This is a genomic window from Actinotalea endophytica (assembly GCF_025717005.1).
GTDB lineage: Bacteria > Actinomycetota > Actinomycetes > Actinomycetales > Cellulomonadaceae > Actinotalea.
Map to the genome: position 1 here is coordinate 257,438 of NZ_JAOVZU010000001.1, position 20,109 is coordinate 277,546.

The 20,109-nt window shown below is 73.6% G+C and carries 16 protein-coding genes; 11 read left to right on the forward strand and 5 right to left on the reverse strand.

The window, feature by feature from the left end; translation table 11 throughout:
* Window positions 1–52: 52 nt before the first annotated feature.
* The 8 genes from OEB99_RS01245 to OEB99_RS01280 all read left to right on the forward strand — a co-directional run bounded on the left by OEB99_RS01245 (window position 53) and on the right by OEB99_RS01280 (window position 10,854).
* Window positions 53–535, forward strand: a complete 483-nt coding sequence (locus tag OEB99_RS01245; RefSeq protein WP_263507800.1) for a PPOX class F420-dependent oxidoreductase — start codon at window positions 53–55, stop codon at window positions 533–535.
* 317 nt (window positions 536–852) lie between these two features.
* Window positions 853–1,971 carry a pyruvate dehydrogenase (acetyl-transferring) E1 component subunit alpha gene (pdhA, locus tag OEB99_RS01250; RefSeq protein WP_263507802.1) on the forward strand — a complete coding sequence of 373 codons (1,119 nt, stop codon included), beginning with the start codon at window positions 853–855 and terminating at the stop codon, window positions 1,969–1,971.
* The gene (locus OEB99_RS01255; protein ID WP_263507803.1) at window positions 1,968–2,996 is read left to right on the forward strand and encodes an alpha-ketoacid dehydrogenase subunit beta; all 1,029 of its coding nucleotides are present in this window, start codon (window positions 1,968–1,970) and stop codon (window positions 2,994–2,996) included. The genes pdhA and OEB99_RS01255 overlap by 4 nt, the downstream gene beginning before the upstream one ends.
* A 35-nt stretch (window positions 2,997–3,031) precedes the next feature.
* A complete protein-coding gene (locus OEB99_RS01260; protein ID WP_263507805.1) occupies window positions 3,032–4,636 on the forward strand; it encodes a dihydrolipoamide acetyltransferase family protein in 1,605 nt (534 codons plus the stop codon).
* A 228-nt stretch (window positions 4,637–4,864) separates the two neighbouring features.
* Window positions 4,865–6,547, forward strand: a complete 1,683-nt coding sequence (locus OEB99_RS01265) for a phospholipase C (protein ID WP_263507806.1) — start codon at window positions 4,865–4,867, stop codon at window positions 6,545–6,547.
* A 91-nt stretch (window positions 6,548–6,638) separates the two neighbouring features.
* Complete coding sequence (locus tag OEB99_RS01270; RefSeq protein WP_263507807.1) at window positions 6,639–7,574, forward strand: aldo/keto reductase; 936 nt, start codon at window positions 6,639–6,641, stop codon at window positions 7,572–7,574.
* Between the two features lie 41 nt (window positions 7,575–7,615).
* The gene (locus OEB99_RS01275; protein WP_263507808.1) at window positions 7,616–9,190 is read left to right on the forward strand and encodes a succinic semialdehyde dehydrogenase; all 1,575 of its coding nucleotides are present in this window, start codon (window positions 7,616–7,618) and stop codon (window positions 9,188–9,190) included.
* A complete protein-coding gene (locus tag OEB99_RS01280) occupies window positions 9,187–10,854 on the forward strand; it encodes a GMC family oxidoreductase N-terminal domain-containing protein (RefSeq protein WP_263507809.1) in 1,668 nt (555 codons plus the stop codon). The genes OEB99_RS01275 and OEB99_RS01280 overlap by 4 nt, the downstream gene beginning before the upstream one ends.
* On the opposite strand, the gene OEB99_RS01285 is transcribed toward OEB99_RS01280, so the two are convergent.
* Window positions 10,824–12,770 carry an MDR family MFS transporter gene (locus tag OEB99_RS01285; RefSeq protein ID WP_263507810.1) on the reverse strand — a complete coding sequence of 649 codons (1,947 nt, stop codon included), beginning with the start codon at window positions 12,768–12,770 and terminating at the stop codon, window positions 10,824–10,826. The genes OEB99_RS01280 and OEB99_RS01285 overlap by 31 nt on opposite strands.
* 231 nt (window positions 12,771–13,001) lie before the next feature.
* Here OEB99_RS01285 and OEB99_RS01290 point away from each other — a divergent pair, with 231 nt between their 5' ends.
* Both OEB99_RS01290 and OEB99_RS01295 read left to right on the forward strand, forming a co-directional pair.
* Complete coding sequence (locus OEB99_RS01290; protein ID WP_263507811.1) at window positions 13,002–14,999, forward strand: bifunctional copper resistance protein CopD/cytochrome c oxidase assembly protein; 1,998 nt, start codon at window positions 13,002–13,004, stop codon at window positions 14,997–14,999.
* A 164-nt stretch (window positions 15,000–15,163) separates the two neighbouring features.
* Window positions 15,164–15,412 carry a DUF6458 family protein gene (locus tag OEB99_RS01295; protein ID WP_263507814.1) on the forward strand — a complete coding sequence of 83 codons (249 nt, stop codon included), beginning with the start codon at window positions 15,164–15,166 and terminating at the stop codon, window positions 15,410–15,412.
* A gap of 72 nt (window positions 15,413–15,484) precedes the next feature.
* Here OEB99_RS01295 and OEB99_RS01300 read toward each other — a convergent pair whose 3' ends face one another.
* From OEB99_RS01300 to OEB99_RS01315, 4 genes are all read right to left on the reverse strand, one after another.
* The gene (locus OEB99_RS01300) at window positions 15,485–16,417 is read right to left on the reverse strand and encodes an anti-sigma factor (protein ID WP_263507815.1); all 933 of its coding nucleotides are present in this window, start codon (window positions 16,415–16,417) and stop codon (window positions 15,485–15,487) included.
* Window positions 16,398–16,979 (reverse strand): sigma-70 family RNA polymerase sigma factor, encoded by a 582-nt coding sequence (locus OEB99_RS01305; protein ID WP_263507816.1) that lies wholly within the window; start codon window positions 16,977–16,979, stop codon window positions 16,398–16,400. The genes OEB99_RS01300 and OEB99_RS01305 overlap by 20 nt, the downstream gene beginning before the upstream one ends.
* A 31-nt stretch (window positions 16,980–17,010) precedes the next feature.
* Window positions 17,011–17,772, reverse strand: a complete 762-nt coding sequence (locus OEB99_RS01310) for a class F sortase (RefSeq protein ID WP_263507818.1) — start codon at window positions 17,770–17,772, stop codon at window positions 17,011–17,013.
* A gap of 169 nt (window positions 17,773–17,941) precedes the next feature.
* Window positions 17,942–18,778 (reverse strand): DUF4397 domain-containing protein, encoded by an 837-nt coding sequence (locus OEB99_RS01315; protein WP_263507819.1) that lies wholly within the window; start codon window positions 18,776–18,778, stop codon window positions 17,942–17,944.
* 214 nt (window positions 18,779–18,992) lie between these two features.
* Here OEB99_RS01315 and OEB99_RS01320 point away from each other — a divergent pair, with 214 nt between their 5' ends.
* Complete coding sequence (locus OEB99_RS01320) at window positions 18,993–20,099, forward strand: S1 family peptidase (RefSeq protein WP_263507821.1); 1,107 nt, start codon at window positions 18,993–18,995, stop codon at window positions 20,097–20,099.
* Window positions 20,100–20,109: the final 10 nt, after the last annotated feature.

Consider the following 20,109-nt stretch of genomic DNA (forward strand, 5'->3'; position numbering starts at 1 on the left):
TCGAGCGGGCGCCGATCGACTGCGGGCAGGTCTGCCCTCGTAGGCTCGTCGCATGGCACGGACCATCGCGACGAACACCCAGGCCGACCTCGACGCCCTGCTCGACTTCGTCCGGCCTCGCCACCGGCTGCTGCTCGCCACCCGCCGCGCGGACGGCGGGCCGCAGATCTCCCCGGTCACCGGTGGCGTGCACGACGGCCGGATCCTCATCTCGACCTATCCCGAGCGCGCGAAGACCCGCAACGCCGAGCGTGACCCGCGGGTCAGTGTCGTGGTGCTCTCCGACGACTGGAGCGGGGCGTGGGTCCAGGTCGACGGCACCGCAGAGGTGCTGCACGTCCCCGCGGCCGTGGACGCGCTGGTCGACTACTACCGCTGCATCGCCGGTGAGCACCCCGACTGGGACGAGTACCGCGCCGCGATGCTCGTGCAGGGCAAGAGCCTGATCCGGGTCACACCGACCCGCTGGGGTCCGATCGCGACCGGCGGCTTCTCGGCCGACGTGGCCGCGAAGCTCGACGCGCTGGACGCCTGAGGAGCCTGCCCGGGTGGTCCCGCCGGACGCCTGAGGAGCCTGCCCGGGTGGTCCCGCTGGACGCCTGAGGAGCCTGCCCGGGTGGTCCCGCTGGACGCCTGAGGAGCCTGCCGGACCCCAACCGAGGCACACCCGAGGCGGCCCCGGCACCCTTTGGGGAGTCCGCACAACCGCGCCGGAGGCGGTTTGTGAGGTTGCTGCAATCGGAACCTACGGTTGCGTAGCCTACGCTGGCGTAACCAGCCCGGCAGAGCCCGTCGGGCGCCACGACCGCAGTACCCGCGGCACCTGACTCGGCCCACCGGAAGGACCTCCGCGTGACCCAGCCTGACGTCCTCGACACCGTGCAGCTCCTCACCCCGGAAGGCACCCGCGTCGCCGACCATCGCTACGACCCCCGCGTCGCGCACCTCGACCCCGCAGCGCTCCGCGAGCTCTACGCGGACATGGTCCTGACCCGCCGGTTCGACACCGAGGCGACCGCGCTGCAGCGCCAGGGCGAGCTCGGGCTGTTCACGCCGAGCCTGGGCCAGGAGGGCGCGCAGGTCGGCTCGGCGCACGCGCTCGCACCGCAGGACTACGTCTTCCCGGCCTATCGCGAGCACGGCGTGCTGCACGTGCGGGGCCTGGACCTGACGGACGTGCTCAAGCAGTTCCGCGGCGTCGACCACGGCGGCTGGGACCCGGCCGAGCACCGCGTCCACCTGTTCACCCTCGTGGTCGGCGCGCACCCGCTGCATGCGGTCGGCTACGCGATGGGCGTGCAGCGCGACGGCGACGTCGCGACCGGCGACCCGAACCGAGACACCGCCGTGATCGCCTACTTCGGCGACGGCGCGACCTCCCAGGGCGACGTCAGCGAGGCCCTCACGTTCGCCGCGGTGAACCAGGCGCCGGTGGTCTTCTTCGTGCAGAACAACCAGTGGGCGATCTCCGTGCCGACCTCGGGCCAGACCCGGGTGCCGCTCGTGCAGCGCGGCGTGGGGTTCGGCATCCCGAGCGTCCAGGTGGACGGCAACGACCCGCTGGCCTGCTACGCGGTCACCGCCGAGGCGCTCGACCGGGCACGCAACGGCGGCGGGCCGACCTTCATCGAGGCCGTCACGTACCGGATGGGCGCGCACACCACGTCCGACGACCCGCTGCGCTACCGCGACGCCGCCGAGGTCGCCGCATGGCGCGCCAAGGACCCGATCGACCGGCTCCGGCGGTATCTCGCGGATGCCGGCGAGCTGCCCCAGCAGTTCCTCGACGACCTCGACGCCCGGGCCGAGGAGCTCGCCGTCCACGTGCGGGACACCGTGCACGCGATGACCCCGCCGCCCGCGGAGTCGATGTTCGACCACGTCTACGCGACGCCGCACAGCCTGGTCGACGCCGAGCGCGCCTGGTTCCGCGACTACGAGTCCGCCCTCGAGGACGGGAGCGTCCGATGACCACCATGGCCGACCGCACCGACGCGACCACCACCGTGCCCACCGAGAAGCTCACCCTGGCCCGGGCCCTGACCCTGGGCATGCGCACCGCACTCCGGCACGACCCGAGCGTCCTGCTGATGGGCGAGGACATCGGCCGGCTCGGTGGTGTGTTCCGGGTCACCGACGGGCTGCAGGCCGAGTTCGGCCCGGACCGCGTGGTCGACACCCCGCTCGCCGAGTCCGGCATCGTCGGGACCGCCATCGGTCTCGCGATGCGCGGCTACCGGCCGGTGTGCGAGATCCAGTTCGACGGCTTCGTCTTCCCGGCGTTCGACCAGATCACCACGATGCTGGCCAAGCTGCACGCCCGATCGCTCGGCCGGATCACCGTGCCCGTCGTGATCCGGATCCCCTACGGCGGCGGCATCGGCGCGGTCGAGCACCACAGCGAGTCGCCCGAGGTGCTGTTCGCGCACACCGCGGGCCTGCGCGTGGTCAGCCCGGCCACGCCGGCGGACGCCTACACGATGATCCAGGAGGCCATCGCCTCGCCGGACCCGGTGATCTTCCTCGAGCCGAAGGGCCGGTACTGGGACAAGGCCGAGGTCGCGCTCACCCCGTACGGCACGCCCGGGGCGGGCCTCGACAAGGCCCGCGTGGTGCGACCCGGCGCCGACCTGACGGTGGTCGCGTACGGCCCGACGGTGCACACCGCCCTGCGTGCGGCCGAGGTCGCCGCCGAGGAGGGCACCAGCCTCGAGGTGATCGACCTGCGGACGATCTCGCCGCTCGACCACGACACCGTCGTGGAGTCGGTGCGCGGCACCGGACGCTGCGTCGTCGTGCACGAGGCGGCCGTCTCGCACGGCGTCGGCGCCGAGGTCGCGGCCCGCGTCACGGAGGAGTGCTTCTTCGAGCTCGAGGCGCCGGTGCTGCGGGTCGGCGGCTACCACACCCCCTACCCGCCGTCGCGGCTGGAGCACCACTACCTGCCGTCCGTCGACCGGCTGCTGGACGCCGTCGACCGCGCGATGGCCGTCTGAGCCCGTCCCCCCCCCACTGCCGAGGAGTTTCCCTGGTGCCCAGGTACGAGCAGTTCCTCCTCCCCGACGCCGGGGAGGGCCTGACCGAGGCCGAGATCGTCGAGTGGCGGGTCGCCGTCGGTGACCGCGTGACCGTCAACCAGGTCATCGTCGAGATCGAGACCGCGAAGTCGCTGGTCGAGCTGCCCTGCCCGTTCGCGGGCGTGGTGAGTGCGCTGCTGGTCCCCGAGGGCGAGACGGTCGACGTCGGGACGCCGATCATCACGGTCGACACCGACCCCGACGGCGAGCCCGTCGCCGAGGCGCCGGGAGGCGCTGCGGCGGGCGACGACCCGGCCGCGGGTGGCGCACGGTCGAACGAGGCGGCCGACGGCGGTGCGGGCGAGACGTCGGGCGGCAGTGCGTCCGGCGCGGTCCTGGTGGGCTACGGCGTGAGTGGCGAGGCGCAGGGTCGGCGGCGCCGGCGTGGGGCGGAGGCGGCCGGGGGTCCTGTGCCGTCCGCGAGCTCTGCGTCGTCCGCGGGCTCTACGTCGTCCGGCGGTGCGGTCGCGTCCGGTGCGACCGCAGCACCCGCCGACCCCACGGCCCCCGCGGCCGCTCCTGCAGCGTCCGCACGGTCGGCGAGCGCCGCTGACGCGTCTCGGTCTCCGGCCGAGCAGCCCGCCGTGGCCGGGAGCCCCGCCGAGGACGACGACCCGACCCTCACCACGCCCGTGTCGGCCGACCACGCGGGCCGTCCGGTGCTCGCCAAGCCGCCGGTGCGCAAGCTCGCGAAGGACCTCGGCGTCGACCTCGCGTCGGTCAGCCCGACGGGCCCGGGCGGCATCGTGACCCGCGAGGACGTCATCGCCCAGGCCACGGCCGTGAAGCCGCAGACCCTCGCGACCTACCCGAACGACGACGAGCCGTGGCTGGCCTCCGGCACGGTCTCGCCGGACGGGCGCACCACGCGGGTCCCGGTGAAGTCGGTGCGCAAGCGCACGGCGGAGGCGATGGTCACCTCGGCGTTCTCCGCGCCGCACGTCTCGGTGTTCCACACCGTCGACGTGACCAGGACGATGCGTCTGGTCGCCGAGCTGCGGGAGGACCGCGAGTTCGCCGACGTGCGTGTGACGCCGCTGCTCATCGCCGCGAAGGCGCTGCTCATCGCGGTGCGGCGGCACCCCGAGGTCAACGCGTCCTGGCGGGACGAGAGCCAGGAGATCGTCTACAAGCACTACGTGAACCTCGGCATCGCGGCGCAGACCCCGCGCGGCCTGGTGGTGCCGAACATCAAGGACGCGCACCGCCTGGGCCTGCACGACCTCGCCGTCGCGCTCGCCGACCTGACCGCGACGGCCCGGGCAGGGCGGACGACGCCCGCGGACATGGCCGACGGCACCATCACGATCACCAACGTCGGGGTGTTCGGGATCGACACCGGCACGCCGATCCTCAACCCCGGTGAGTCCGCGATCCTCGCGTTCGGCGCGATCCGCGAGCAGCCGTGGGTGCACAAGGGCAAGGTCAAGGTGCGGCACGTCACGCAGCTCGCGCTGTCCTTCGACCACCGCCTGGTGGACGGTGGGCTGGGCTCGCGGCTGCTCGCCGATGTGGCGGCCGTGCTGGAGGACCCGGCCCGCGGGCTCGTCTGGGGCTGATCAGGGGCTCAGCTGCGGCTCGGCAGCGACCGGGCGGCGCCTCGGCGGGCACCGCTCCCCGGTCCGGCCGGCGTGCCTGGACAGCGGCTGGACGCCCCCTGTGCGGGACACGCGAGTAGTGTCTCCGTTCACCTGCTTTTCACCGTCTCGTTCCGAGACAAATGGCCTCGATGGGTCGAGCCTGCGGTGGGGCGATCGCCCCGCTCAGGTCCGGAGAGGAGCACACTCGTGCAAGCAGCACAACGCTCGCGGTTGGCAGTCCTGGCCCTCGGCCTCGGTGTCGCCTCGCTCGTCGCGGCGCCGGCGGCCGCCTCGGCCCATGCCCAGGCGCACCAGCGCTCACGCCGCGAGGCGGCGACCACGACGCCGATCAAGCACCTCGTGGTGGTGTTCCAGGAGAACGTCTCGTTCGACCACTACTTCGCCACCTACCCGAACGCCGCGAACACCGACGGCACCACCTTCACCGCGTCCTCCCGCACGCCGCAGGTCGACAACCTCGCGAGCGCCGGCCTGCTGACCGGGAACCCCAACGCGGCCGACCCGCAGCGCCTCGGCCCCGACCAGGCGGTCACCTGCGACCAGGACCACGGCTACGCCGCCGAGCAGCGCGCCTACGACGACGGCGCGATGGACCTCTTCGTCGAGAACACCGACCGGGAGACCTGCGACCCGGCGATGTACTCCGCGCCGGGCCTGGTCATGGACTACTACGACGGCAACACCGTCACGGCGCTGTGGAACTACGCCCAGCACTACGCCATGTCCGACAACTCGTACTCGACGACCTTCGGCCCGTCGACGCCCGGTGCGCTCAACCTCATCTCGGGCCAGACCCACGGCGTCACCGCCATGACCCCGGACGGCGTCCCGACGGCCGACGCGTACACCGTCGTCTCCCCGGACGCGGACGGCGTGGGGACCGTGATCAACGACCCGGACCCGTACTTCGACGACTGCTCGAACAAGAACGGCGCGACGAGCCACAACCTCGCGGTCATGCACGGGCAGAACATCGGTGACCTGCTCAACGCCAAGGGCGTGACCTGGGGCTGGTTCCAGGGCGGCTTCCGGCCGACGACCGGGTACGACGACGCCACCGGCACGAAGGCGGTGTGCGGCGCGACCAGCACCAACGGGGCAGGGGTCTCGTCGCTCGACTACAGCGCGCACCATGAGCCGTTCCAGTACTACGAGTCGACCGCCAACCCGCACCACCTGCCGCCGACCTCGACGGCGACGGTCGGGCGCTCCGACCAGGCGAACCACCAGTACGACATGACCGACTTCGACCAGGCGCTCGCAGCCGGGAACCTGCCGGCCGTGAGCTTCCTCAAGGCGCCGGCCTACCAGGACGGTCATGCGGCGTACTCGGACCCGCTGGACGAGCAGGACTTCCTGATCAAGGAGATCAACGCCATCCAGACCTCGGAGTACTGGTCCTCGACGGCGATCGTCGTGCTCTACGACGACTCGGACGGCTGGTACGACCACGTGTCGGCCCAGATCCTGAACGGCTCGACCGACCAGGCGAACGACGCGTCGATCTGCACCGACGCGGCCGCGACGGTCGGGATCGCCGGTGGCTACCAGGACCGCTGCGGCCCCGGCACGCGCCAGCCGCTGCTGGTCATCTCGCCGTTCGCGAAGACCGACTACGTGGACCACACCCAGACCGAGCAGGCCGGCGTGCTCCGGTTCATCGAGGACAACTGGTCGACCGGCCAGATCGGTGACAGCGCGGCCGACGCCCGCACCGGGGCCTACGGGTCGCTGCTGGGCATGCTCGACCTGCGCAAGCGGCGCGCGACCCGGGTGCTGCTCGACACCGACGGCTCGGTGGTCGAGGGGCGCGAGCACGCGCAGCACGACGGGTCGTGCGACCGGAGCGGCGCGGCGAGCCGCGTCTGACGCCTGACGTCCCGGGGGAGGTGCAGACCTGCATCGCCCCCGGGACGGACCGGTTGGGTGAGCACGTCGGATCCGTCGTAGCGTCGCAGTCATGGAACTACGACGCATCGGACGGCTCGACGTCTCCGTGGTGGGACTCGGGTGCAACAACTTCGGCGGGCGGACGGACGCTGACGGCACGCGCGCGGTGGTCGACGCCGCGATCGACGCGGGCATCACGTACTTCGACACCGCCGAGGTCTACAACGACGGCCGCTCCGAGGAGCTGCTCGGCGCCGCCCTCAAGGGCCGGCGTGACGACGTGATCGTCGCGACCAAGTGGGGCCACGACAGCGACCTCGCCGAGGGTGAGCGCGGCGGCGACCCCGCGGTCGTGCGGCGCCGGCTCGAGGCGAGCCTGCAGCGGCTCGGCACCGACCGGGTCGACCACTACCAGATGCACCGCCCGGACCCCTGGACCCCGGTCGAGGAGACCCTCGGCGCGCTGGCCGAGCTGCAGGCCGAGGGCAAGGTCGTCGAGATCGGCGCGACCCACCTCACCGCCGACCAGCTGCGCCACGCGCACGCCGTCGCGGGCGAGCGGAGCCTGCCGGCCTGGGCGTCGCTGCAGAACTACTCGAGCCTCCTGACCCGCGACCCCGAGACCGACGGTGTCTACGACGCGTGCGCCGAGCTCGGCGTCGGGTTCGTGCCGTACTTCCCGCTCGAGTCGGGCCTGCTCACCGGCAAGTACCGCCTGGGCAGCCCGATGCCCGAAGGGTCACGGCTCGCCGGGATCCCTGCCGAGCGCGCGGGGCGGTTCATCAACGACGAGCGGCTGGCCGTCGTCGAGCGCCTGATCGCCTGGGCCGCCGAGCACGGGCACACCCTGCTCGACCTCGCGATGAGCTGGCACACCTCGAACCCGCTCGTCGCGTCGGTGATCGCCGGTGCGACGCGTCCGGAGCAGGTCGCCGCGAACGTCGCGGCCGCCGGGTGGGCCCTCACGGAGACCGACCGAGCCGAGGTTGTCGCGCTGCTGGGCTGATCCGGGTGCATGATCCTGGGAGCCGTACTTCTGGAGGGATCGTGAGCGACGTCGCTCAACGTGCCGAGGGTGTCGTGCCCGCGGACGAAGCCGCCCGGATCGACACCACCCGCCTCGCGGCCCTCGTGGCGAGCGACCGGCCCGCGACCCGGCCGGTGATCAGCCCGGTGGACGGCGGCGTGGTCGGCGAGGTGCCGGTGTGCACCGCCGAGGACGTCGCCGCGGCGGTGGCCCGGGCCCGCGAGGCCCAGCGGGCCTGGGCCGACACCTCGGTCCGTGCGCGGGCCGCCGTGATCCGTCGGTTCGGCGTGCTCGTGCTCGAGGACCAGGACAGGCTGATGGACCTCGCGACGGCCGAGGCCGGCAAGGCCCGCAAGGACGCGTTCGAGGAGGTCGGGGACATCGCGCTCGCGGCGCGCTGGTTCGGGCACGTCGCGCACCGCGTGCTCCGCCCGCGGCGGGTCGCCGGGTACATGCCGGTCGCGACGCACACCACGGTGCGGCGACGGCCCAAGGGCGTGATCGGCGTGATCAGCCCGTGGAACTACCCGCTGACGCTCGCCGTCTCCGACCTGATGCCCGCACTGCTGGCCGGCAACGGCGTGGTGCTCAAGCCGGACTCGCAGACGCCGTTCTGCGCGCTCGCCCTGGTCGAGCTGCTGTACCGGGCCGGCGTGCCGCGCGATCTCGTGCGGGTCGTCACGGGGCCGGGCACCGAGCTCGGCCCGGCGATCGTGGACGAGGTGGACGGCTTGATGTTCACCGGCTCCACCGAGACCGGCCGGGTGCTGGCCCAGCAGTGCGGTCGACGGCTGATCACGTTCTCCGCGGAGCTCGGCGGGAAGAACGCCATGCTCGTCCTTCCCGGCGCCGACCCGGAGCGCACCGCGGAGGGCGCGGTGCGGGCGTGCTTCTCGTCCTCGGGCCAGGTGTGCGTCGGGATCGAGCGGATCTTCGTGGCCGACGCGGTGCACGACGCCTTCGTCGAGGCGTTCGTCGCGCGGGTCTCCGCCATCCGGGTGGGCACGGGGTGGGACGCCGACATGGGGCCGCTGGCCAGCGCCAAGCAGCTCGAGCGGGTCACCGGCCACGTGCGGGACGCGGTGGAGCAGGGCGCCACCGTGCTGACCGGCGGGCGGGCCCGGCCGGATCTCGGGCCGCACGCGCACGAGCCCACCGTCCTGGTGGGGGTGACGTCGTCGATGCGGGTCGCTCGTGAGGAGACGTTCGGGCCGGTCGTCTCCGTGCACCGGTTCGGCCACCACGACGAGGCGCTCGACGCCGCGCACGACACCCCGTACGGGCTGAACGCGAGCATCTGGGGCCCGGTCGGCCTGGCCCGGCGGCTCGCGGCACGGCTGCACGTGGGCACCGTGAACGTCAACGACGGGTACGCCGCGACCTGGGCGAGCCACGCCGCCCCGATGGGTGGCACGCGGGACAGCGGGATGGGCCGGCGGCACGGCCGGGAGAGCCTGCTGACGTGGACCGAGCCGCAGACCGTGGCCGTGCAGCGGTTCCTGCCGTCCACCTACCTGCCGGGCCTGACCGCCGAACGCTACGCGCGGGTGATGACCGCGGCGATCCGGCTGTGGCGGCGGGTGCCCGCACGGTGAGGGCGCGGGCGACCGAGCACGTCGACGTCGTCGTGGTCGGCAGCGGGTTCGGCGGGTCGGTCGCGGCGCTGCGTCTCGCGGAGAAGGGGTACCGGGTCCGGGTGCTGGAGTCCGGGCGGCGGTTCGCCGACGACGAGCTGCCGCGGTCCAGCTGGGACCTGCGCCGGTTCCTGTGGGTGCCGCGGCTCGGCTGGTTCGGCATCCAGCGGATCCACCTGCTGCGCAACGTCCTGGTGCTCGCGGGCGCGGGCGTCGGCGGCGGCTCGCTGGTCTACGCGAACACGTTGTACCGCCCGCCGGCCGAGTTCTACGCCGACCCCCAGTGGGCCGGCCTCACGGACTGGCAGGCCGAGCTCGCGCCGCACTTCGACACCGCCGAGCGGATGCTCGGCGTCACGCCCAACCCGACGACCACCGCGTCGGACCGGGTGATGCGCCAGGTCGCCGAGGAGATGGGCGTCGGGCACACGTTCCGCACCGCGCCGGTCGGCGTGTTCTTCGGCCGGGACGGCGGCACCGAACCCGGGGTGACGGTGCCCGACCCGTTCTTCGGCGGTGCCGGCCCGGCGCGCACCGGCTGCACGGAGTGCGGCGCGTGCATGACCGGGTGCCGGGTGGGCGCGAAGAACACGCTGGTGAAGAACTACCTGCACCTCGCCGAGGCCGCCGGTGCGCAGGTCGAACCGCTGTCCACCGTGGTGGGCCTGACGCCCCACGACGGTCGCTGGCGGGTGGAGGTGGAGCGCACCGGCGCATGGTGGCCGCGCCGCACCCGGCGCACGATCACGGCGGACCAGGTGGTCCTCGCGGCCGGGGCGTGGGGCACCCAGCAGCTGCTGCACCGGCTCAAGGCCGGCGGCTCGCTGCCACGGTTGTCGGGCCGGCTCGGCGCGCTGACCCGCACCAACAGCGAGGCGCTCACCGGGGCGACCGCCGACATGCGGCACCGCGGAGCCGCCGACTACTCGCGCGGCGTGGCGATCACCTCGTCGTTCTTCCCCGAGCCGCACACCCACGTCGAGCCGGTGCGTTACGCCGCGGGCTCCAACGCGATGGCGCTGCTGTCGACGATCGGGACGCCCGGCGGTGGCCGGGTTCCCCGGCCCGTGCGCTGGCTCGCCGAGGTCGTGCGGCACCCGGCCCGGGTCGCGTCGGGGCTGCTCGGCATCGGGCACTGGTCCGAGCGCACGATCATCGGCCTGGTCATGCAGTCCACCGACACGTCGCTCACGCTCTACCCACGGCGTGGGCTGCTCGGACGCGTCCGGGTCACCTCGCGCCAGGGCCACGGCGCACCCAACCCCACCTGGATCCCGTCCGGCTACGACGCGATGTCCCGCGCCGCCCGGCTGGTGCGCGGGTTCGTGAGCAGCAGCGTGAGCGAGATCGTCGACGTGCCGATGACCGCGCACCTGATCGGCGGGTGCACGATCGGCGACTCCGCGGCGACCGGGGTCGTCGACGGCTACCACCGGGTGTTCGGGCACCCCGGGCTGCACGTGGTCGACGGGTCGGCGGTGTCGGCGAACCTCGGCGTGAACCCGTCGCTGACCATCACCGCGCAGGCCGAGCGCGCGATGGCGCTGTGGCCCCGGGCGGGCGAGGCCGACCGCCGGCCACCGCTCGGCGCGGCCTACGAGCGGCTCGAGCCCCCGTCGCGCTGAACGGCGGGCAGCGCGTCCGGGTCGTCGGGTGTCGCAGCCCGGTCGGCGTGCGCCTCGGCGGGTTCACCTGCGGGGATCTCGCCGTCCTGCACCGCGCCGTCCGGCACCGCGGCGTGCACCACGTCGCCGGGCACCGCGCCGTCCGGCACCGCGCCGTGCACCCCGTCGCCGGAGTCCGCACCTTGCGCCGCGGCGTCCTCCTCCATCCGGGACTGGATGCCGGAGACCATCCGCAGCGGAAGCTCGGGCACGAACCAGGACAGGACGAAGCCGATCACCAGCACCGCGGCCGCGACCTCGAGGACGAGCGAGACGCTCGACGAGAAGCCGACCAGGATGGGCTCGGCCAGCCTCGGGTCGAGGTGCGCGATGAACGACGAGTCGTCCAGGGAGAGCCCGCCACTGCCCGACCCGCCCTGCAACGCCTGGAGCACCTGCTGGTTGGCCGCGGGGTCGCCGGTGAGCGTCGTCGGGTCCTTGAGCGCGGCCTGCAGGTCGGAGGTCGCGAGCGCGTCCTGGAACGCGGTGCCGATCTTCTGGCCGACCGTGGAGAACAGGATCGAGAGGAAGACGGCGGTGCCGAGCGTGCCGCCCATCTGCCGGAAGAACAGCGAGGACGACGTGGCGGTACCCATGTCTCGCGGCGGCACCGCGTTCTGCACCGCGAGCACGAGCGGCTGGAAGCAGAAGCCGAGACCGAAGCCGAACACCGCGGTCCGCCACGCGACCGTCGAGTACGGCGAGGTGGCCTCCAGCTGCGACATCAGCACGGCCCCGGCGACGAGGAACGCCGTGCCGGCCACCGGGAACGCCTTGTACCGGCCGGTGTGGCCGACGGTCTGCCCGGCGATCACCGAGGCGACCATGATCCCGCCGGTGAACGGCAGGAGCGCGAGGCCGGCCTCGGTGGGGCTCATGCCCTTGACGATCTGCAGCCACAGCGGCAGCGTCGCGATGCCGCCGAACATCCCCATGCCGAGCACCACGTTGATCCCTGCGGTGACCGAGAACGTGGAGTTCCGGAACAGCCGGAGCGGGAGCAGCGCCTCGTCCTTGGCGGCGTGCTCGGCCCAGACGAACATCGCGATGCCGAGCGCGCCAAGGCCGTAGCAGAGCAGCGCGACCGGCGAGGACCAGCCCCACTCGCGGCCCTGCTCGGCGATGATCAGCAACGGCACCAGCCCGCCGGCCAGGGCGACCGCGCCCTGCCAGTCGATCCGGTGGTCGACGTGGTGCTTGGGCAGTCGCAGCACGCGCGAGATGACGATCATGCCGGCGATCCCGAGCGGAACGTTGACCAGGAAGATCCAGCGCCAGCCGGTGATCCCGAGCACCGAGCTCGAACCGGCGAAGAACCCGCCGATGATCGGGCCGACCACCGAGGAGACGCCGAACACGGCCAGGAAGATCGCCTGGTAGCGGGCGCGCTCGCGCGGGCTGAGCAGGTCGCCGAGGATCGTGATCGCGAGGGCCATCAGGCCACCGCCGCCGAGGCCCTGCAGCGCCCGGTAGCCGGCGAGCTGGTACATCGACGTCGCGGTGCCGCACAGCAGCGAGCCGACCAGGAACAGGCCGATCGAGGTGAGGTACAGCGGCTTGCGGCCGTAGATGTCGGAGAGCTTGCCGTACAGCGGCGTGGCGATCGTCGAGGTGATCAGGTACGCGGTGGTCACCCAGGCCTGCAGCGAGAGGCCGTTGAGGTCGTCGCCGATGGTGCGGATCGCGGTCGCGACGATGGTCTGGTCCAGCGCGGCCAGGAACATCCCCATCATCAGGCCGCCGAGGATCGCGAGGATCTCGCGCCGGCTCGGCGGGACGTAGCCGCCGGGGGCTGCCGCGGTCGCGGGCTCGGCCGGGGCGGCCGCCGGGGTCGCGGACGTGGGAGCCGCCGCACCCGTGGGGTTGGTCTTTGTCACTGGGCAACGGTACGTCCCACCTGTGACATTGGTCCCACTCGTCCAGGGACTGAAGTCCCGTTCCGCTCTCGGCATAGCGGTTCGGTGCGCCCGGCCTACCCTGGTCCGGTGAGCACCGCGACCCGGCCCGGATCGCCGCCGCGCGGGGGTGCGCGGCGGCCTGCCGGACCTTCGGCCGGCGGTCCAGGTGCCCCGTCCCTCCGTCCGCTCCGGCCGGGTCTGATCGGCGGGGTGGTCGCCGGGGTGCTGGCCGTCGTGCTCGGCACCGTGGTGGCGAGCCAGGGCACCGTCGACCTGCTGGACCCGGGCGCCCTGGTGCGTTGGGGAGCGCCGATCGCCACGACCCTCAGCGAGCTGGCCACGGCGGTGACGATCGGCGCGCTCGTGCTCGCTGCGTTCGTGCTGCCACGCACCGGTGGGCGGACCGTGTCCGACGGTGCCGCATGGCCGGCCGCGATCCGGGTGGCCGCCTTCGCCGCCGGGGCCTGGACGGTCCTCGCGCTCGCCGACCTGGTGCTCGGCTACGGCGTGGTCGCGGGGCGTCCGCTGGACTCGCCGACCTTCGGCCCGGAGCTCGGCGTCTACGTCACGTCGATCTCGCTCGGCAAGATCGGCCTGGGTGTGGTGGTGGTCGCGGCGCTGACCAGCGTCGTGGCGATCGTGGTGCGCACCCCGACCGGGGCGCTGTGGACGGCACTGCTCGCGACGGTCGCGCTCGTGCTGCAGGCCCAGACCGGCCACGCCTCGGGCGACACCAACCACGAGCTCGCGATCTCGGCGATGTTCCTGCACCTGCTGGGTGTCGTGGTCTGGATCGGCGGGCTCGCGGCCCTGGCTCTGGTCGCGCACCGACTGGGGCGGGACCTCGCGCCGTCGGTCTCCCGCTACTCCACGTTGGCGCTGTGGGCGTTCGTCGGGGTCGGCGCCTCCGGCGTGGTCAATGCCGCGATCCGGCTCGGCGGCCCCGCGGACCTGGTGACCACCGAGTACGGCCGGCTCGTCTCGGTCAAGGTGCTCCTGATGGCGGCGCTCGGCGTGATCGGCTGGGTGCACCGGCGCCGTGTCGTGGACCGGCTCGCCGCGCAGTGGCGGGACCGCGACCCCCGCGAGCCGGGTGGCCGGCTGCGGGCCCCGTGGCTGTTCTGGCGGCTGGTCGCGGTCGAGCTCGTGATCATGGGAGCGGTCTCGGGGGTCGCGGTCGCGCTCTCCTCGGCCGAGCCGCCGGTCCCGCAGACCCCGACCGGCGAGCTGACCCCGGCCGAGATCGTCACCGGCCACCCGCTGCCGGCCCCGCCCACCGCGGACCAGTGGGTCACGGCGTTCCGCTGGGACCTGATCATGGCACTCGCGGCGGTCTCCGGGATCGTGGTCTACCTGCGCTGGGTGCTGCGGCTCCGGGCACGCGGCGACCACTGGTCGGTGGGCCGGACGATCAGCTGGGTCGTCGGCATGCTGACGTTCTTCTGGGCCACCTCGGGCGGTCCCGCGGTGTACGGCCACGTGCTGCTCAGCGCTCACATGATCGAGCACATGGTGCTGATGCTCGTGGTGCCGATCTTCCTGGTGATCTCCGGGCCGGTGACCCTCGCGGTGCGGGCCCTGCCGGTGCGCACCGACGGCTCACGGGGCCCGCGGGAGTGGCTGCTGGCGATCGTGCACTCGCGCTGGGCGACGTTCTTCGCGAACCCGCTGGTCGCAGCCGCGAACTTCGCCGGGTCGATGTACGTCTTCTACTTCTCCGAGCTGTTCCGGTACTCGCTCGAGACGTACATCGGGCACCTCGCGATGGTCGCGCACTTCAGCCTCGCCGGGTACATGTTCCTCAACGGGATGATCGGCATCGACCCCGGGCCGAAGCGCCTGCCGCACCCGATGCGCCTGGTGCTGCTGTTCGCCACGATGGCCGCGCACGCCTTCTTCGGCGTCGCGCTCACCATGGACACCGCCCTGCTGGTGCCCGAGTGGTACGGCCTGCTCGGGCGGACCTGGGGTCCGTCGGCGCTGGACGACCAGCGCACCGCCGGCGCGATCGTCTGGGGCATCTCCGAGCTGCCGATGCTCGCCGTGGCGATCATCCTCGCGGTGTCCTGGACCCGGGCCGACGAGCGCGCGGCCAAGCGCCGTGACCGGGCCGCCGAGCGCGACGGCGACGCCGAGCTCGAGGCGTACAACGCGATGCTCGCCGCGATGGCCGAGCGGGACCGCGAGGACCCGGGGCCGTCGCGCTGAGCGGCGCTCAGGTGGAGCAGCAGCCGGAGTGGGCCCGGTGGAGGCAGCTCGTGCCGCCGACTGACATCGTCGCAGGTCACAGGCTCTGAAGGTGCGTGGACCCGGTTGTCGGGCGAGCCTGAGGCACCAGAGGCCGCGCCCGCGGCCGGGAATGTGGAGGGCACATGGCCATCGGCGGAGGCATCTTCCTGATCGTCGTCGGCGCGATCCTGACGTTCGCGCTCGACGTCAGCAGCGACGTCGTCAACCTTGACCTCATCGGCTGGATCATGATGGGTGCCGGCGTGCTCGCGATCGTCATCTCGCTGATCGTCAGTGCACAGCGGTCCAACACCACCCATCGCGAGGTCGTCGAGCGCACCGACCGCGAGTACCGCCCCGCGCCCGGTGAGGCCGGCCCTCCGCGCGCGTGAGGTCGGCCGCTTCCCCGGCGGTATGGCCGGCACCGATGGGCGCCCGCCCGAGGCGGTGGGTGCCGCGGGTGCTCAGGTGCCGAGGACGCCGCGGACGATGCTGTCGCCGGAGTGACCGGGGTTGCCGTCGAACGGCTCCTCCGAGACGTCCACCACCGGGTACTCGGCGAGGTCGAGACCGTTCGGCAGCACGAAGGAGCCCTCGTCGCCGTACAGCACGCCGAGGCTGACCAGCTTGGTCACGTCGGTGTCGATCAGCCAGACCTCGTGGTAGCCGTCCCCGACACCGGCCCCGGCGAGCGTGATCACGAGCGTCCGCTCACCACCGGCCGACTCCTCGACCACGGCGCGGCCCGAGGCCCCGGGCCAGTCGGGCAGTGCGGCGAGGTCGGCGGCCTCGACCACGGTGGGTGCGGCCGAGCGGCCGGTCCACCAGCCGACGCCGAGCCCGCCGACCACGATCCCCGCGGCGGCGGCCACGGCGAGCCATCCGGCTCGCGGACGGCCGCGTGCGGTGCGTCGCGAGGCGAGGTCGTCGCGCGGGACGGGAGTGGTCGCCGGCGTGCTGCTCGGTGAGTGGGGCGCAGCGGGTGAGTGGGGCGCAGCGGGTGAGTGGGGCGCAGCGGGTGAGTCGGGCGCAGCGGGTGAGTCGGGCGCAGCGGGTGAGTCGGGCACAGCGGGTGAGTCGGGCGCAGCGGGTGAGTCGGGAGCGGTGGGCGAGTCGAGGGCCGTCGGCGAGTCGGGCGCTCGCCCCGCGTCGTGGCGGGCGCCACCCGGCTGCACGTGGGCCGGCAGACCGAGCTCGGCCGCGACCGCGTCCCACACCTGCGGCGGCGGCGCGATCAGGGGTTCGGGGCCGCCGGCCCGACCCGCGCTGACGGTCTCGGCGAGCGAGCGGTACTCGGCGCCGCACACCGCGCACGTGTCGAGGTGGCGTCGTGCGTCGTCGTCCAGCGGCTCGCCCAGCGCGGCGAGCGCGAGCGCCTCAGGCTCCAGATGCGGCACGGTCCACCTCCAATCGACTGCGCAGTCGCAGCAGGCTGCGTCTGATGTGGCTCTTCACGGTGCCGAGCGGCAGTCCGAGCCGCTCGGAGATCTCCGGATGGGTCAGGTCCTCCCAGAACGCCAGGGCCAGGATGGTGCGTTGCGGCTCGCCCAGGCGGGCCAGCTCGTCGGCCACCACGAGGCGGTCGGCGAGCCCCGCGGTCTCGGCCGGGGCGACCGGTTCGACGGTAGCGCTCGCGGCCTCGGCGTCGCGGCGTTCCCGGGCCCGCCGGGCCGCGACGTCGGCGATCGCGTTGCGGGTGATCCCGACGAGCCACCCCGGAAGCGAGCCCCGTGCGGGGTCGAACCCGGTGCGGCCGCGCCAGGCGTTGACGAACACCTGCTGGGTGACGTCCTCGGCGTCGGCGTGCTGACCCAGTGCCCGCAGCGCGAGCGTGTGCACCAGCGCCGACCAGCGGTGATAGGCCTCGGCCAGCGCCTCGTCGTCGCCCGTGACGAAGGCGCGTGCCAGGGCCTCGTCGTCCCACGACGACGGCGGGCGCAGCCGCGTCACGTCGCTCACGGTCCTCCTCGGCCGAGGTGCCGGCAGCCGGTCAGGCAGTGCCATCGGTGGCCACCGGGGTCAGGTACACGATGACGTTGTCCGCGTAGTGGCGCACGTCGGGCTGCCACCGGCCGCCGCACGTGACGAGCACCAGACGCGCCGGGCCGTCGCGCACGAACACGTCGGGCCACACCACGTCGGTCTTCGGCACGGCCGTCACGTCGTCGACCCGGTAGGCGAGGGTCGAGCCGTCCGCGAGGTCCACCGCGACCTGGTCGCCGGAGGCCAGGTCACGCAGCCGGGCGAACGGACCGAGACCGGCCGAGACGATCGAGTCCACGTGGGCGGCGATGATGGCGGTGCCCTCCGGGGCGCCCGGCGCCGGGCCGAAGCGGTACCAGCCCGCCCGTTCGGCGTGCGGGGGGATCTCCATCTGGCCGTCGTCCGCGACGCCGACCGGGTCCACCGGCAGGTCGACGCCCAGGGTCGGGAGCGTGAGGTGCACCGGTGCGGACGGGGCCTGAGCGGGAAGGGCATCGAGCGAGGCGTCCTGGACCGGCACGTCGGTGGCCGACCCGGTGCCTGCGCCGCTGTCGGTGCCCGGCGCGGCGTCCACGTCGGGCACGGGGCTCTCGTCCTGCGCGTCGAGGTCGGTCCCGGTGAAGGGCGCGGTCGATGCCGTCGCGGCGAGTGCGGGACCGGGGTCGGGGTCCGCGCGCAGCAGGCTCAGCCCCCCGGCCAGCGCCACCGCGAGCACGGCGCCGCCGCCCGCAAGGAGTGCGGCGCGAGGCAGGCGGCTCGGCGTGGGCACGATGACCTCCGGGTCGGCGGGTCGGTGGGTCAAGGGGTCGGTCGGTCAAGGGGTCGGCGGGTCGAGGGGTCGGCGGGTCGGTGGGCCGGATGGCGACGGGAGACCGGCCGGCCGGCGGGCCGCACGCCGCGAGTGAGGGAGGGTGCGGCCCGCCGGGGTCAAGAGCCGGTCAGCGTCGGCTGCCGGCCTGGTCCTTCGCGGTCGTCCGGCGCTGCAGCACCAGTGCGGCGCCGGCGAGCCCGAGTGCGGCCGCGATCGCGATCAGCCAGCCGTAGGCCATGCCGGAGTCGTCGGCCAGGCCGAGCTCGCCGGAGGGGACGCCGGACGGCGACGAGGCGTGCGTGTCGACGGTCTGCACCGCGAGCGCGAGGTTCTCGTCGGACAGCGAGCCCCACGCGTAGACGATCGTGTTGACGCCGTCGGAGATCGTGACGTCCGCCGGTCCGAGGACCGGCTCGGTGGTGCCCGCTGCGGCGACCGCGGCGGAGACCGTTCCGGCCGGCAGGTCGAGCACGGACTCGTCCGGGTTCGCCAGGTCTTCGATCACCGCGTCACCGCCGGCGAGGATGTCGACCGCGGGGGCAGCGGCGACATGACGCACCGTGAGCCGTCCCTGTCCGGCGTCGGTGGCGGAGATGTCGTTGGTGAAGAGCGTGGCCGTCGGGTCGCCGTCGGCGTTCAGGTGCGCGACGGCGGTGTAGGACGTCCCACCCTCCAGCGGGAGGTCGACCGGGCCGATCGCCGGCGAGCTGTCGTCGGCCGCGTCGGCGGCGGTGATCGCCACCGTGTAGGTGCCCGGGGCGAGCTCGAGCGGGCCGGCGAGGTCGCCGGGCGCGAAGTCGTCCAGCGTGCGCTCGCCGTTGACCCAGACGTCGACGGTCAGGCCGGGGACGCCGTGCAGCACGGAGAGCTCGGCGGTGTCGGAGTCGACGGCCGCTGCGGGCAGCGCGCCGCTGAGGGCCAGGGCGATGCCGGCGGCGCCGCCGGCGAGGAGTCGGGTACGCATGGTGTCCTCCTGTCTCGTGCCCCTCGGACCGGGGCAGGGAGCTGTTGACACCCCCTCTACGGCGCCGACCCCCGCCGTGGATGCAGCCGCGTGGGAGTTTGTTCTGCGCGGTGCGGCGCCGGTGATCATGGCTCGTTTCGCCGACCTCACGTCGGAGGTCCGGGGCAGACTGGTCCGGTCGGGCGCGGGTCCCGGCCGGGATTGGGGGACCGGGATGAGCGGGCTGGACCACGGCGAGGCGCGGGCGCTGAAGGCGGAGCTGAGCGGGTACGTACGGGAGCTGCTCGAGCGGCGCGTGGAGGCCTCTGCGGCGCGCACCAGGGCGGGTGTCGCGCTCGGTCTGGCGCCGCAGCCGGACGGCAGCTTCGGTGTGGCGGTCCGGTACCGGCTCGGCGTGCCGACCGCACGGATGGTGGCGCGGCGCGTGGTCGAGCAGGTCGGCGACCCGGTGGACGTGCGCCGCACCGGCCGGATCTCGGCGATCCCGGGGGTCGTGCCGCGGCCGCCGGTGATCACGGCGCAGGCAGCGGGCGAGACGGGACGGGTGCGTCCCCTGCGTCCGGGCGTCTCGATCGCGCACCGCGACGTGACGGCGGGCACGCTCGGCGCCTTCGTCGTGGTGGACGGGGTGGTCCACGTGCTGTCGAACTATCACGTCCTGGTGGGGTCGCCGGCGGCCTCGGTGGGCGACCCGATCCTGCAGCCCGGGCCGTACGACGGCGGCCGGTTGCCGCAGGACAAGGTGGGCGAGCTCGCGGCGTTCGTCCCGCTGGCGGCGGACGGTCGGTTCGTCGTCGACGGCGCGGTCGCTCGGCTCGACGACCAGGAGGTCGACGCGACCTACCCGGTGGGTGCGGTGACGTCGACGGCCGTGCCGGCGGGCGCGTGGCTGGTGGAGAAGATCGGACGGACCACCGGCGTGACGCGCGGTCGGATCACCGCGATCGAGCTGGACGACGTCGTGGTCGGTTACGGCGAGGGCCTCGGCGAGCTCGCGTTCGACGACCAGATCGAGGTCGAGGGCATCGGTTCGGACCCGTTCTCGCGCGGCGGCGACAGCGGGTCGCTGGTGTACCGCGTGGGTGGCACGGACGCCGCCGACGACGGGTCCGGGGCCCCGTCCGACGGCACGGACGCAGGCGCGGGCAGCGCGCCCGGCGACCCGGACGAGGCGTCCGACGGTGCCGAGCCGGGTCACCCGGCCGTGGGGCTGCTCTTTGCCGGGTCGGAGTCCGGGGGCGAGAATGGGAAAGGACTGACCTACCTCAACCCGATCGACCGGGTTCTCGAGTCGTTCGGCGCGGCGTTCGTCGGTTCCTGAGCCCGGCCGG

Bases quoted from the DNA above. Each gene is read 5' to 3' on its own strand.
- OEB99_RS01315 (WP_263507819.1), bottom strand. From the start codon at position 18,778: ATGCGTACCCGACTCCTCGCCGGCGGCGCCGCCGGCATCGCCCTGGCC.
- OEB99_RS01270 (WP_263507807.1), top strand. From the start codon at position 6,639: ATGGAACTACGACGCATCGGACGGCTCGACGTCTCCGTGGTGGGACTC.
- OEB99_RS01255 (WP_263507803.1), top strand. From the start codon at position 1,968: ATGACCACCATGGCCGACCGCACCGACGCGACCACCACCGTGCCCACC.
- OEB99_RS01295 (WP_263507814.1), top strand. From the start codon at position 15,164: ATGGCCATCGGCGGAGGCATCTTCCTGATCGTCGTCGGCGCGATCCTG.
- OEB99_RS01245 (WP_263507800.1), top strand. From the start codon at position 53: ATGGCACGGACCATCGCGACGAACACCCAGGCCGACCTCGACGCCCTG.
- OEB99_RS01320 (WP_263507821.1), top strand. From the start codon at position 18,993: ATGAGCGGGCTGGACCACGGCGAGGCGCGGGCGCTGAAGGCGGAGCTG.